Source organism: Tildeniella sp. (assembly GCF_059505325.1).
The window spans coordinates 72,245-87,341 of the sequence record NZ_JCACKI010000003.1 but is presented as its reverse complement, the minus strand read 5'-3'; the positions used below and the strand labels follow the sequence as shown (position 1 = coordinate 87,341).

Below are 15,097 nucleotides of genomic sequence, written 5' to 3'. Positions count from 1 at the left end.
GCGTTTTTGCAGAAGGGGATGCTCCCGTCTTTACTTCCACTCACCTTGAAGTATAAAGGGTGCCCAATAGTAAGGGTTCTGCCAATGTGGTTGTTTTAGCACTTCAAGTTGTGCCTTACGTAAGGCTTTTGATGGGGAGAGATTTTCTTTTAAGATGCCCTGATAAAATTGATTCATTAATGCTACGGTTGCATCGTCGTCTACACTCCATAAGCTTACGACGACTCGCTTCGCTCCAGAATACATCAAGCCACCAGCTAAGCCCATTAAACCTTCTCCTCTAATCTGTTTACCTAATCCTGTGCGACACCCACTTAAAACAACAAGTTCAGAAGACAGCTGCAAGTTAAAAACATCTGGTGCAGATAGTAAACTTCGTTGAATGCTTCCCCTATCGTTGATGGCAGATAGAAGCATACCAGAGCGCTCTGGTTTTTCAGCATCTAAAATGCCGTGAGTCGCAATATGAATCAGCCGATATTGATTTAGTTCTAACGCAAGAATATCGCGGCGATTAGCAGAAAAACCAGAATATTGAACCTGACTTTTGGGTGTTACAAGAGACCCTATCTGGTCAGCTTCATTTTGAGTATTAGGTAGTCTTGGAAAAAGCTGCTCTGCAAAAGAAGAATTAGCTTGATAATTACCCGGCAAAGAACGTTGACTGGTTTGATTGCTGAGTTCAGCTAATTTCTCTTTAGCTCGCTCATCTTCAGAACCAAAGACTGGATCTGTCACAACAGCTAGTGTTTTAAAAGATAAAGATTCTTTAGAGACATTGTTTCTAAGTATGCTAAAAATCGAGGCAGAGGGAAGCATTACTATTTCATGCTCAGCTAATAGAGGCTTAGAAGAGACTGAGTTGAAATCTGGAAGTGCACCAAAGGGAATATACTGCAAAGCCCCATCTGCTACAACTATTAAACGTTTGTTATCCAATTGGTTAGCAACTTGCCCCAAAAGCATTTGACTTAGATCATTACCAACCTTAGCTGCTTTATTAGTTCTAACTGCCAAACTGGGAACAGTCATGAAGTCATAAAATTGCCTAACTAGCGTTTCAATCTCTGTACGCTTGGGAAGTTCATAGCTAGAAATTCTAGTTTTACTTACTACCCACAAGTAACTACGCTCTTCACCAAGTGCATACTCCAAAAGGATACTATCACCATCCAATATTTGTTGCTGAATGGTAGATAAGCGAGGAGTCACTCCTAAGTTTACATATCGAGCGTCAGAGAAATTTGGAGCTTTAGCTTTTGAGACATAACGATCGCGTCGATTCAAAATGGCTAGCAAGCTTCGGTTTTTAGATTGCTCGTTGGCTTGAAATGCTTGCACCATGTATCCATGTGACGGAAATTGCTTGTGCAATTGCATAAGCAAATCCACATAAAAATCATAGAAGTTTTGCTTTGCAGAAAAATAAGAAGCGAGGCTAATGTAATATTTGAATTTACGCTGTTCATCTGTAGAGCTTAAGGAAGAGGTGCTTGCATTAGGAGAAGGTTCCTGCTCGATCAGTTGAATTGCGGTTTCAATTTGATTTTTAGCTGCGTAAAGTTGGTTAAGATCCCGCTTGACGTGTGCAATCCCTAGATGAGTATTTGCTTCTTCCAACTGATTGCCTAATCCACTCCAAATTATTAATGCTTGATTATAGCTATCCAATGCTTGCTGATATTGAAAGAGGCTATGGTAAACTTTACCAATAGAATAAAGAGCAGAAGCTTTACTGCTCGCCTCTCCTTCAATTTGTAGTAAATTCAACGCTTGTTGATAAGCAATTAGTGCTTCTTGATTTTTATTAGAATCCGCTAATATATCACCAATAGCCTTGAAAACAAGAGCCTTTGCTGAACGAGCCAACGTAGTTAGCATATCTTTAATCTTATTTACATCACTAGCTTGTTCTTCAGACTCAGGATTAATTTCAGATATATTGAGGTATTGTAGCTTTTGAAGTGCCTGTTGGTAAATTTCAAGTGCCTTCTGTTTCTCACCTAAATCATTATATTTTTCACCTAAACTATAAAAGCTCAAGCCTAAAAATTGATCGAAAAAAGTATTTTCTAGTTTCTGAAAGAGCTTTGACCTATCTGGTTGAGTTTCTTTATCTATCTTGGTTTCTTTAATAATGTGAACATATTGATCTAGAAAAGCGACCATTGGTTGATTGATATCTTGATCAAAAATAGACGGGATAAAGCTAACAAATATTTTCAGCATTGTATTAGAATCAAAGCCTTCATCTGAACCGAAATTCTTATCGGTCAAATCTTTAAATAAATCAGTAAGAATTCTTTGCGCTTGATTGATATAATCACGTGCTATTTCCTTTTCTCCTAGATCAGAATATGTAGAGCTTTTGAACAGAATGGAAACGATCTTTAAGAGAATTATATTTTCCTTGTTTTCGTTACTTTTACCATTAGATTCCACACTATTTATTAGAGAGAAGCTTTGCTGATTTAAATCAAGCGCTTGTTGATAATCTCCGAGGAATCGGTAGGTGTCACCTAATTCTAGAAGTATATTAATTTCAAATAAATATTTCTCCTGTGGGGTTAGCTGATTCTGTCCACAAGCTTGCATTGTCTCTTTGCCCTGTGTAAAAATATCACAATCTTGAAGATTTTTAGTTTTATCTGCTGATGCATTAATAGAGTTATCTTTAGATCTAACAATGCTTAGCGCACGATTGTAGGCATCGATTGAATTTGAATACTCACCTACCCTTTTGTATACACTTCCTAATCTATAAAATGCCTCAATTTCCATTTTGACATCTTTTTTTGGTTGAGAAATTTTAATTATTTCTTGATTAGCTTTAACTACTTCTTCTACTGAACTAATGGGTGCCTCTTGTGATACATATTGTCTGCTGATACCCTGTAAATTCTCGTTTAATTTTGATAAAGGTTCCTTTTCTTCGACGTTAACTTGAACGATAACTTTCTTAGGATCTAAACCTAGATTCCAGGAAATCTTAATATCATTAAAACCTCTTGATTTTTTTATTCTTTTTATATCTTTTATCGCCTTATTTATATTGAATACTTCTCCTCGTTTAAGTCGAAAATCATGGACAATTAAAAGCTTAGGAGTTTTGCCCTGAATGATTTTTCCATTCTGAGTATTAAAGCTTAAACCGCTAATAATTTTAACGAATTGAACTTGAATATCTTCGATAATACCCTCTGCAACTTCTAAGGTCACTGTGCCATCATCAGAAATTTTAGGTGCCTCAACGAATTGCACTAAGACATAACCATTATCTTGATACCACTTTTTAAGTGCTTTTATTCCTTCTTGTAAATTTATCAAATTTAATGTGTTGCCATATTGGCTTTGAAAAGCCTCTTTTATTATTTTTTTAGGTAAGATTCGACTGTTGGTATTAACTAACTTTAAAGTTGGGTTTAGCTTAATTTTGAAGGTTACTCTTACTCCTGATGGCGTGTTTTCTGGAATTGCTTTAACATTAGAAAAATAACCTGTTAAAAAGATCGCGTTAATATCTTTTTCTAGCAAAGAGTGCGTACTTATTCCACCTGATTTTGTTTGAATAATATTCAAGATTTTCTGTTGTAATTCACCTTCTACTCCAGTAATCACAACTTCAGAAATTAGCACTTTAGGCTCTGGCTTGTCATTAGATTCAGTAGGTATGGATAGCTGTTTAGTGGCTACAACGGTAGAAGCTGCTGTTGGAAAATCTAGGGGCACTGGAGACAGATGTTCTATCACTGGAATTTCTAGATAAGGTAATACTAGGTTTCCACTTTTTTGTTGAGCAATCGTAACTTTGCTAGATAGACATAAGGAAAAACTTAAAAGTATTACAATGCTAAAGCGTGTAATTCGATGGGAGATGAACCTTAGAAATGAATGTTTTAGTGAAGAGAGTTGTTTAAACATAAAAGCTATTCGCCTGAAATTTTAAGGGTTTGGAGGAGCGACTTCATTTGAGGTTTTATCTGGAAGGATATAGACAACCCATTTCTGTATGGAAGACTCAGGCAACCCTAGTTGTTGCTGTAGCAACTTCCAGCTTGTTTGAAGATCTGTATCTTGAGTGGTTGTCTTGCCAAGCTCTGCGAAAGCTGTCATTGCTTCATACCATAAACCTTCCTCAGCATATAGAGCAAAAGCATCTTGAAGAGAAGCCGTCTGCAATTTTCTTTTTAAAGAGTCACTGATAGGAACCTTTTCTAATGATCCATTTACTGTGGCATCACCTGCCCGATTGAGTGGGTTACAAATGACAGAAAATACCCACTGATAATGCTTTCCATTCTTCAAAGGCGATGCAGTCGGGGGCAGCTTTAAACTGACTAAACCTGGTTGCTGAGACAATGGAAAAGTTGCAGTATGAACATCATTCTCATTTTCATCAATGATGACAAACTCAGCTTGTCGTCGAGCGGCTGGTAGGTATGGCACATAAAACCAAAATACAGGGCGCTCAGAAATTGTTTTCTCAACAAAGGAGTCACCTTTTTGATTGAATGGCACGATCGCGACTAATGGATCGGACACATTAGGACAACGGTCTCGCCGCGCTCCGCCCCGTTGTCGCCCTTTGGCAGCTCCCTGTGGGCGTGAGCCTGTAAAGAAACGCTGAATACGCCCAGATAAATCAATGCCTGACACTGGTGGAATTTCATGAAGTGTGAAGGTTGTGAGCGTTAATAGACTCACAAAAATCCAAGTGACAGTGCACTTAGAGACTCGCTTCTTAAACATAGCTACTTTGCAATAGAAGAAGGTATTGAAAACAATGGTTGGTTTACTGGGCGGTAGACGATACAAAGCACAACCCCCCCAGTTATAAAGAATGCAAATGCCGATGGCAAAAACGGTAGCCAAAGGTTAAACCAGCTAAAGCTGCTCAAACTCATCACATAAAGAACCAGTAGGCTGCTTATAGCTGAGATCCCAACCTTTCTCCAGGAAGTTCTGAACTGATAAATCAGATAAGCACCGCTCGCAGACCACCCCAAAATCCACAGATACTCAATCCATTGTGGAAATACTATAATCAGATAACGCTGATTCTGAACTGCACTCAATACTTGACTAATCATGTGTGCCTGTACAACTACCCCAGAAAGAGTACCATAGGGCGTATTCCAGTCATCGCTAATTGCAACCTTAGCGGTAATTCCAATTAAAACAATTTTGTCCCGCACGTCTTGTTTAGAAACCCGGTTTTTGAGCACATCTTCAACCGTAACAAGCTTGGCGATCGCCTCTGGATTTGAACCAACTGCTCGATAATTTAATAAAAGTTGGTAACCAGACGAATCGATATCTTGATACCCACCTGTAAAGGGTTGAATATGAGAAAACGTAAAATTGCCGATCTTTAATAATTCTCCAGATGTGAAGGGAGCTTGATAAGCGAACTTGCTAGCATTCTCCAAGTCTAGGTAGCGTCTAGCCAGCACCAAGCTAAATGATTCCTTTGCAATGCACTGCGTGTTAGCCATTGTGTCTTGCGCAATCAAATACCGACGCACAACCTGATCTTGATCCTCAATAAAGTCACTAAAGCCTACTCGCTCCAGTGGTACTTCTGGTGGAGGTGATATACCAGCCCTTTTTTCCTTACCTTCCTCGTCAGTTTCAGGCACTTTACACACAGTGAAGAAGCGATCGTTTTTAAGACGTGCGATTAATCCTAATTCACTATCTACTGCCTTAAAATCTCGATACAAATCAAAGCCAATTAGACGTGGTTGGAGTTTTTCTAGTTTTTGCAAAAGTTGATTGACCGTAGCTTCCTTTAGTGTTCCTTGACCTTGTTCGTTACGTTTGACCTGTTCAGTCAAATCATTATCGGTTACTTGAACAATTAACAATCGCGAATCAGGTCCTTCGTTGATTAAGCGATACCGAATTAGGTGATCATAGTTTTTTAGTTCTAATGACTGAAAAGCACCTAAAAAGCGAAATACCAGTAAAATGGTTGTAACGGCAACGCTGACGCTTGCCAGCCCTTTACAAGTCAGTTTTCGCAAGCGTTCTTGGGACGAAATCTGAAACAGTTGACCACCTACATTATCTCGCCATCGTAAATAGAGAACCGGACGAAACCATTGCTGAGTGGATAAACCCATTGCCTCGCGTCCTTGACTAATTGCCAGCGCTAGGGAGTTCTTCTGACCCAGCGATCTATAAAACTGCTCAGCGAACTTAGCTGCACTTTCAACCAAAACTGAGTATTGCATGGCAACAACCGCAGGCACTCGTTGGCTGATCAAGTTCTGGGCGATGCCATTGAACACAGAATCCCCACTGACGGACATCCCTGATTGGCAGGCAGTCAGCACAGCCAAAGTGATGCCATGGGAAGATGTTGCGTGATCGCCAGCACTGGCAGCTTGTAGAAGCAGTCCAAACTCTTCGGCACTCACATAGTCCGGTCCACTCTGCTCATTCTCAAATGCCAGATATCCTTGGGCTTCAGGGAGTGGGGTGCTACAAACGCGACAGTATTCAACTTTGATTCCCTTATGCATTGTGCAGCAGGCTTGATTGGGGCAGCGCTTACCAAACAATCCATGCCCATCAAAATGAACTATATGCGGAGCTTCGGTTCCTTGATGCTCGGTTAAATAAGCCCGTAAACATCCAACCGTTGAATATTCAGGTTGGTGAAGCTTGACATGCCCTTGTGTCTGAGCTTTCTGTAATCCTTGAAAAATAGCTTTCTGTTCCTGATTCGAGAGCTTTTTTAATCCCTGTTCAGCATCAAATGCAGCTGAGGAAACTAGCAAAACATTGATCTTTTCGGTAAGTGGTAAGTTGGGTGGGGCTGACTCATAGGCGATATAACGGGAGAAAGTAACCCGTCGATGTGCTAGAAATCTTGTTTCGTCATGCATTAGTTCCCAAGGATAATCAGCAAATCGTGACTTTTGAACTGAATTTTCCTGGAAGGTGAACTGAATGTGTAAATAAGTATTTTGGCTTTCAGCAGATCTAAGTGCAGATTTCAAAATGCTCTCCAATTTGCCCCCAGATGGAAAGAGGCATTGATAGAGAGCATTACCAATGTTCTTCAGTAGATCTGGATGGAAAGCTTGAAAATCCTCTGTCAGAAGTCTAGCTCTGACCATCCACGCCTGTTCTCCTTCCTGACGGAAGTCCTTTGTGTTAAAGGTTGGCACTTCTAGAACTTTGATCAATGTTGTCCGCCAGTCCTTCCCATTGTCAGTAAATGGTAGAAGTAATTCGTCCTCTTCCTCACCAGCAGAAGAACGAACCACAATAGCCTTAAACCGATTAGGAGTAGCGCTTGGAGAGAAACGGATCTCGAACAGTTCCACTGGTTGAACTTTCTCCTGGGTTAGAACTGATCACCGACTGAACTACCATCATCAATGTTTTTAAACAATGCCCCTAGACTTTTATCCGCAAGTTTTTGTAATCGATCCGGATGGTGCTTCTGGTAGTTCTCAAGTAGCTTCTCCTTGCTTAATAAGGGGGACAAGGTTACTTTCACAGTTTGAACATCATCTCGACCGGCAGAACCACCAGCCTCTAGCACGTAAATTTTGATACCAGCCTTTCCCTCTCGCTTCACTGTGACCTGTAGTTCCAATTGAATAGAGTCCACACTCAGAAATGGAACATCTGTTTCATTATCTAGAGATGTGACAAGCAACTCGCGTTTGACTTGTTCGATCAGCTCTGCTAAACCAATAGAGTTTTCTTCTGCCATCTTGATACCTTAATTACAATTACGTTTTCATCACGTATGCTAAGTTATTCTTGGCTGTAGGAATGATTTAATCTGCCAGAATTTAAGCTAGCTTTGCAGAATAACCATAAATTCGTTGCCCTGCCTTGAGATTATTCAGTTAGCTCATCAAAAATTAATTATTTTTAACTTTGAGAGATCATTACAGGCATCTGCCTTCCCCTATAGGGGATGTTTTGGGGCAGTGAGCGAAGCCAACGACCATGACAACTACACCGAACTACGGTGCTCTGCTCCAGAGTTTCTGGACACCACCGACAACTTCTATTGCAGAAAGCCCTGATTCAACGAGCGATAGCCCCTCTGAACCAACCGATATCATTGAATTCTTGGGAGAAGACTTGCTCTGGCAGCAAACCATTCCTGCACAAGAACCAGATTTGAAAGAGATTCCTGCTGATTTGCCGCCTGAATTGGTTGAGGCTCTTCATGCTCAGGGGATTCACCAGTTCTACTCCCATCAACTCAAAGCTTTGCAAGCCATGCGTGCAGGCAAAAGTCTGATTCTCACCTCTCCCACTGCCAGCGGCAAAACACTCAGTACCTACCCTGGTATTTTGGAAGGTTGCGTGAATGCAGGACACCGGGCATTGGCATTTTATGGACTCCGCGCATTGGCGTTGGATCAGTTCCATAAGATCTCGGAGCTGCTTTCAGGTATACCTGTTGTCTCCCGCCCTGTATTGGCAATGATGACAGGGGATGTGAAGACCGAGGAACGGGAGCAAATTCTCGTATCCGATCCTCACATTCTGGGAGTTACGCCAGAACTGATTCATTTTCAACTCAAGCAAGCCTGGAAATCGGAGCGTTGGGCAACCTTTTATCAGCAATTGCGTTACGTGTTGATTGACGAGGCACATACGCTCTCAGGCAGCTATGGAGCCAATATGGCTTGGCTGATCCGTCGCCTTCGGTTAGCAGTGGATCACTATGGCGGTCGCTCCAGAGAGCTGCAATTCATCTTTCTGAGTGCCACCTGTGGCAACCCGAAACAGCTTGCCCAGAAGCTGGCGGGACTGAAGCCAACTAAACGTAATCCAAAACCTCTCATTTGGATTCATAGAAGTGGAGCGGCGGCACCCCATCGCCAGATGGTTGTGACTCAACCTAGCTACAACCTGACTGCGGATACAGCCCGTATTATTCAGTTCTTGTTAGTTCAGGGAAAGTCCGGGATTGCCTTTTGCAACTCGCGCCGGAGTGTCAGGGATCTAACAGGATTGCTGAAGTCAAACCAGGTGGCTGCTTTCTATGGCGGTATCAGTCCAGAACGTCGGGCTGAAGTGGTTCAACAACTCCAGTCTGGCATCATTCAATGGATTATTGCGACGGAAGCCTTAGAAGCTGGCATTGACCTACCTGAGCTGGAGTGCTGTGTTCTACGGGGCTGGCCCGGCTCCAAAATGGCATATCAGCAGCGCAGTGGTCGAGCCGGACGTGTCAAACCGGGAATGACAGTGCTGATTCCCAATGCCTTAAACCCCATCGATCGCTACATCACAGAGCATCCAGAACTTTTGATCTCTGGTGAAGCGGAGGACGTTTTCTTTAATGACGAATACCCTATCTTTGCGGCTAAACATCTTCTCTGTGCCGCAGCAGAAACGGGCATTCCCACCAGCAAAATCAAGCATTACTTTGGTAGTGCTGCGATCGAGGTTGCAAAGCTTTTAATGGCTCAGGGGCACCTCAACAAAGGGCGTAAGGGACTATGGGCGCGGGGCTACCCGCATAAAGATGTCAACTTTCGGGGAGGTGTGTCTCAAACGACTGTCAAACTAATGGATGCCGAGTCGGGCGAAGCACTGGAGGAAGTGTCGGAGGACATTGCCCATCGGGAAGTGCATCCTCATGCCATTTACAAACGGCAAGATGGCGACGGACAAATGTTGACCTATCAGTGCCTCGCGCTCGACTTGACCAGTAAGCAGGCCATGCTGAAACAAGTGCCGGAAAGTCCCCTGTTCACGGTTGCCTTCACTCAGTCGGAAACCGGCAGCCTGAAGGCGTTAACCAATCCGGTCGCCTTACCGTTAAAATTTCCCAGTGTAGAGGGGGTTGCTGATCTATCTGCTGTTCTGAGGCTTGAACTCAGCTATGGGCAAATCAGCCATATCACCAGCGGTTACAGTTTGATGACACAGCTCTATGAACAGACCTGTCTGAACCGACGGTGCTTGAACTACAAAGAGCCGTTACCAGACGAGCGCCGCTGTCCACTGTGCATCAAGCCAACCCGCAAGGCACTGCTGATCAAGACCCTGTCTGAAGAAAGTTTTGAGCAACCCTACCGCACTCAATTTTCAGCCCCTATTGTCAAAGTGGCGATCGACTCCACTGCACAAGACTATCTCCAAACCTTTGCTAGAGCAGCAAGAACGAGCTTGAGTCGCAGTGGGCAGCCAATTCCACCCGGATATCAGCAGTTATGGGAGCATCCCAGTAGCCTGATCGCCATACACAGCTTTGGGCATCAAATCCTGCGATCGCTCCAACTCTTTGCCAGGGTTGACTCTAGAGAAGTGAACTTTTCGGTGGTTAAGGAGGCTGGCGATCGCAACCACTACGCAGGCTATTTCTACGACACCAGCGACGGCGGAAATGGGGCTTCTGAAGCCGTATTCAAACATATGGCTGCACTTGCGAGTACTGCTGCGGCGATCGCTCGTAGCTGTGATTGTGATGCAGGTTGCGCCAAGTGCCTGATTCAACATGGTTGTCCTGATGGCAACACAGCTTTGCTGAAGCAACTGGGGTTGGTGTTGTTGGATGCGTTGGCAGAGCCTCTGGTTGAGAGAAACGCTTTACCCACCGCACAGACTGAGACAGCAATGAGCTCCTGATCAACTGAGTAACCGTCAGCTATCGCTGCACATCCACCGATCTTCAGAGATGGAGGTCGGTTGTTCATTCTTGAGAACGATGGCTAACAAACTGGTAAGCAAAAAATCGGATCTAGAGCAGACCCTATCAACGATCAACCGAGAATTTGGCAATGGCTCCATCATGCGCCTGGGGGATGCCAGTCATATGAACGTGAAAACCTTCTCCAGTGGCTCAACTGAACTGGATGTAGCATTGGGTGGAGGCTATCCCAGAGGACGCATTATCGAAATTTATGGACCAGAGAGTAGCGGCAAGACCACACTGGCATTACAGGCGATCGCCCAAATGCAAAAGCTCGGAGGTATCACTGCCTTTGTTGATATGGAACATGCCCTCGATCCACTTTATGCCGCTGCGATCGGAGTCGCTAGCGATCAAATGCTGGTCAGTCAACCTGATAGCGGTGAGATGGCAATGGAAATAGTTGAACAACTGGTGCGTTCTAAGAGTGTTGATCTGATTGTGGTGGACTCCGTGGCTGCATTGGTGACAGAGGCAGAACTTCAAGCAGAGATGGGTGATTTCCCAACAACTTCCATTGCCTGGTTGATGAGCAAAGCCCTCCGGCGCTTAATGAATTGCCTGCATAGTCAATGCACCGTGATTTTTCTGAATCAACTGCGTTTCAAGATTGGTGTAGTTTACGGTAATCCTGAAACAACCACAGGAGGTCATGCACTCAAATACTATGCTTCACTGCGATTGGATACTCGCCGGATTCAGACATTGAAGCGAGGGAGTGAGGAATACGGCATTCGGGTCAAAGTCAAAGTGGCGAAGAATAAAATTGCTCCACCCTTTCGAGCGGCAGAAGTTGACATGATCTTTGGCAAAGGTATCTTCAAAGGCAATACTCTCAACGGGCTTGCTGTAACCAACGGGCAATTAGACAGCGAGTTACTGTTGTGTCGCTGATGATTTCAATCAAAACCAACCGCAACCTGAAACTGGATTACCACGATCTCCCACAAAAACGACAACTTCCCGAACCACAACGTTGTGGTTCAGATTTCGAGCCAGTTAATGCTGTCTGAATTCAGGCAGTAATTTTTTCTCCCCTACCGGGGTAAAGCGGGCAGTTTTGATTCCTTTTCAGCAACACTTATGGAACCTGCTCAATTTAATCAACTCAGGAAAGCGCTTGGCACCTTCTACTGGGATAACGGATTTGACACTTTCTGTCACGTAACCGGGTTTGATCCACAGTTTCAACATGCCCAAGAGAAGTGGCAGCAATTTTCAGCTTGCATTCAAGCAATGGGACAATTGGACGATCGCACCTGGGAAACGCTGTTAGAAGCCAGTCTGGCTGCCCAACAAACCGAGCCTCTACTACCTAGATAGAGACTGTAGCGGCGACAAACGCCGCATCGGTAAGATAGTTATCCCTTCTTACCTATGGCACTTTTTACTCTGGCTGATCTGCATCAGGTTTATCAACGTCAACAGCCCCTTTTAGGATTACGCACTTATGAATCAGAATTTGCCTTTGATCGAGCCGATCCAACCAATTTCCAGTTGTTGATGAAACAGCTATTTCTGGGACTGCCAGTGCAACCTCTTTTGAATAACCACCCATTGATGGCTCGATGGGTTGCTGAAGTCCAAGAACTGGTTCCAGAGCTTTTCCAGGGTAGGAAAAAACTCTGGATTGATGTACCAATGGTTGCTCCTCTGAGGACTGGGGACGCTCCAATTTTCATTCAAGTTCAGGTTAACTATGGCCTTCGACGAGGGATGCCCAGACTTTATGAATGGGCGATGCGCTCTGCAAAACCAACCTGGCAAGATGCTGTAAAACTTTGGGTGATGGCTGTGCATTACACCATTCCTCCAGAGAAGTTATCCCTGATTGTTCTGGCACTGCATCCATCTCTACCAGCTCAAAAACTCCGATTACAGTGGGATCAAGAACAACAAGAGCAAACGCAGCAGTGGTTAATGCAGCTCCTGACTCAGCCTACTAACCTTCCAGTGCCTGAAATCCACACGAACACTGATTATTCGTTGCTGTTGAACTTAGATGCAATTCCAGAAGTGTCTCTGTAGCAAAGAATCAGCGCTATTTCACATCCATTTCTGCATTTAAGATAATGCGAGGTGTTTACTTATGACAACGCGATCGCCACAATCGAATGATCCTACGCGTGCAATTCCAGTCTTACATCTAACTGTGCCAATGCCAGAATTCTCATTCTTCCAAATCGTTAAAGTCAGGACAACCAAGGAAGTTGGAACAGTTGTTGGCATGTGGTGTGTCCAAACGGAAGGGCAGTCTTATCAATGGCTTTATCGATTAGAAGGATTGACAGAACGTAATACAACCTGGTGGCAAGAATTGCAAATTCGTAGTTTGGATCGTAGACAAAACCGTTGATGTAGTCATTCTGATAATAAGGCTATTCTTGTAATCCTGGTGTTGTAAAAGTTCGTTTAGGGAAATGATCAAGTGCATCAGTCTCAACACCACTTTTTGATGACGATGCTGAGGCTTCTCCTTCATCGGGAAGTGGCAGCATACGCTCTGCTTCTTCAATCCGCTCATACAAAGCTTGCGTTAATGCATCTACATTTGGCAGAATCACTTGGCTTTCCAAAGCGGCTCTCACTTGTGCTTCCCATAGACCTTCACTTTCCTTTGCTCGTTTCTCATCTGCTTTAGAAACAGGAATAATCAGTGGATAAGGAATGGATGCCTGCCCACCTGAACTATAGCCAGGACTGGTGATCACGCATTTGCCTTGAGGAAATTTGAGAATCTCATCGGCGCTGATCACCGGCATTTTTTGCAGATTCTCACTCCAGCTAATTGAGCGGCTCATTTGTCCACCGAGCGATCGCCCCGTCGTTCGATTTTTGATCAGCACTTCTTTTTCACCGTACCGTTTCGAGTAATCCTCAGCCGTTTTATGATTGCCGGGATTGAACAGGACATGGGTGCTACAGGCAGAGGCGATCGCAGCCCCCATTTTGTCTCCATAAATGTCATAAAGTTGATCCAAACTTTGAATGCCCAGGATGAAGCAGGCTCCATTGGAGCGGTATTCGTTAATCCATTGTGGTAGGCGATCGAGTTTGATGGAGGGCAACTCGTCTAGAGAGATAATCAGCGGGTCTTTGCGGGGTGTGCTGAGATTGCCCACAATCATTAGGTGAATTGCAGCAGCCAGTAGCGGACCCACCACACTGCGACGCTCATCATCCAACTTGAATACTACGATTTCCCGTCCTTCCAAGCGAGTTGGAATCGTGGATTTGCCAATAAAGGCGCGGAGCAGGTCTACTTGAATGAACGATGAGAAGGTGCCTGCGGCGGTTGTTAGGATACCAGAGATTGTTTTTTCAGCGTCCTTCGCACTGAGGAACTGCACAAAAGAGGTAGCGACCCATTCATCTAACTGTTTGGATTGCACCGCATAATCGATTCGATGCACCAAGTTAGGCAGGCGCAACACGGCGTAGAGCATTGCCATATCGGGATAATGGGAACCCTTGACCAGTTGCAGCAATGCCTTTGCCAGCAAGTCTCCTGCCTTGGTGAAGAACTCGTCGCTCCGCCCGCCATCCCCCTCTCTGGCGTTGCGATTAATGACTTTACCGATCTCCCCTGCCATCACTCCATCGCGTGCATCCCGCATGTAATCCAACGGGTTAATCACGCCACTGAAGGCTTCTCCTGGTGCAAAGACTCTGACCTGATACCCATATCGCGCTGCCAGGGGTGCATGGAGGCGCATCTGATCACCCTTTTTGTCGTAGAGCAGAATGGGAAAGCCCTGTTGCATAGCACTTTCCAGCATTCGATCAATTGTGGAGTACGTTTTTCCAGAGCCAGGAGCACCAATGACCAATGTACCTCGCTCAGAACTGGGAAACCAAACCGTTGGGGATGCTCCCAATGTCGTTTGTATTGTTGTTATCAACCCGCGCCAAGCTCCTTTTGCCCAATAACGAGGTGTGCCAGACCAGAGCGTTACTTTGTTGTGTTTGCGTTCCCGAATCTGTTTAAGTGACAGGCTGGTTGCAGATAGTTTCTCCGCAGTGCTGCATAGCTTGCCCGTAGTAATTTTGCCCTTGCCCGATCCACTGATGCGAAGCAGCACTAACACAACCAGCAATCCGCCCAACATCATCCAGCCTTGAGGATTGTTGTACTGCTGGAACATTTTGCCGAAGTCGATCGCTGCCAGTGGTTGGGAATAGGACGGCACCTGCATCAAAGCAGTAGATGTATTGCTCTTACTGCTAGACAGGGAGTTCCAATGTGTAGGCAAGGGGAGAGACATAGCAAAAGGCTGAGATTCTAGCGAAAATTCTAACGATTGCAGTTTGGTGAGTGGATCAGCTACCTGGACATTTTTTTGGGGGTGAGGAGATGCGATAGCTTGCGCTGACTTGTCAGTTCGCGATCTCCAAAGGCTCAATACCCAAATTCTG

General features: G+C 44.3%; 8 protein-coding genes and 1 pseudogene. 4 read left to right on the top strand and 5 right to left on the bottom strand.

Annotation, left to right across the window (positions count from 1 at the left end; genetic code table 11):
- Nucleotides 1–30: 30 nt before the first annotated feature.
- Genes AC5JO6_RS01235 through AC5JO6_RS01220 form a run of 4 tightly spaced genes read right to left on the bottom strand, consistent with a single transcriptional unit; the run spans nucleotide 31 to nucleotide 7,732 of the window.
- Complete coding sequence (locus AC5JO6_RS01235) at nucleotides 31–3,921, bottom strand: CHAT domain-containing protein (protein ID WP_496079213.1); 3,891 nt, start codon at nucleotides 3,919–3,921, stop codon at nucleotides 31–33.
- A 21-nt stretch (nucleotides 3,922–3,942) separates the two neighbouring features.
- The gene (locus AC5JO6_RS01230) at nucleotides 3,943–4,704 is read right to left on the bottom strand and encodes a DUF928 domain-containing protein (RefSeq protein WP_496079212.1); all 762 of its coding nucleotides are present in this window, start codon (nucleotides 4,702–4,704) and stop codon (nucleotides 3,943–3,945) included.
- A gap of 47 nt (nucleotides 4,705–4,751) precedes the next feature.
- Entirely contained in the window at nucleotides 4,752–7,337 is a 2,586-nt protein-coding gene (locus tag AC5JO6_RS01225) for a CHASE2 domain-containing protein (protein ID WP_496079211.1), read from the bottom strand.
- Nucleotides 7,338–7,357: 20 nt separating this feature from the next.
- The gene (locus AC5JO6_RS01220; RefSeq protein WP_496079210.1) at nucleotides 7,358–7,732 is read right to left on the bottom strand and encodes a trypco2 family protein; all 375 of its coding nucleotides are present in this window, start codon (nucleotides 7,730–7,732) and stop codon (nucleotides 7,358–7,360) included.
- A gap of 242 nt (nucleotides 7,733–7,974) precedes the next feature.
- Here AC5JO6_RS01220 and AC5JO6_RS01215 point away from each other — a divergent pair, with 242 nt between their 5' ends.
- From AC5JO6_RS01215 to AC5JO6_RS01200, 4 genes and pseudogenes are all read left to right on the top strand, one after another.
- The gene (locus AC5JO6_RS01215; RefSeq protein ID WP_496079209.1) at nucleotides 7,975–10,617 is read left to right on the top strand and encodes a DEAD/DEAH box helicase; all 2,643 of its coding nucleotides are present in this window, start codon (nucleotides 7,975–7,977) and stop codon (nucleotides 10,615–10,617) included.
- Between the two features lie 49 nt (nucleotides 10,618–10,666).
- A pseudogene (recA, locus tag AC5JO6_RS01210) lies at nucleotides 10,667–11,530 on the top strand (recombinase RecA); the annotation flags it as partial.
- Nucleotides 11,531–11,764: 234 nt separating this feature from the next.
- Complete coding sequence (locus AC5JO6_RS01205) at nucleotides 11,765–12,004, top strand: hypothetical protein (protein ID WP_496079208.1); 240 nt, start codon at nucleotides 11,765–11,767, stop codon at nucleotides 12,002–12,004.
- A gap of 54 nt (nucleotides 12,005–12,058) precedes the next feature.
- Entirely contained in the window at nucleotides 12,059–12,709 is a 651-nt protein-coding gene (locus AC5JO6_RS01200) for a hypothetical protein (protein WP_496079207.1), read from the top strand.
- Nucleotides 12,710–13,059: 350 nt separating this feature from the next.
- On the opposite strand, the gene AC5JO6_RS01195 is transcribed toward AC5JO6_RS01200, so the two are convergent.
- Nucleotides 13,060–14,877, bottom strand: a complete 1,818-nt coding sequence (locus AC5JO6_RS01195) for a type IV secretory system conjugative DNA transfer family protein (RefSeq protein ID WP_496079259.1) — start codon at nucleotides 14,875–14,877, stop codon at nucleotides 13,060–13,062.
- Between the last annotated feature and the right edge of the window lie 220 nt (nucleotides 14,878–15,097).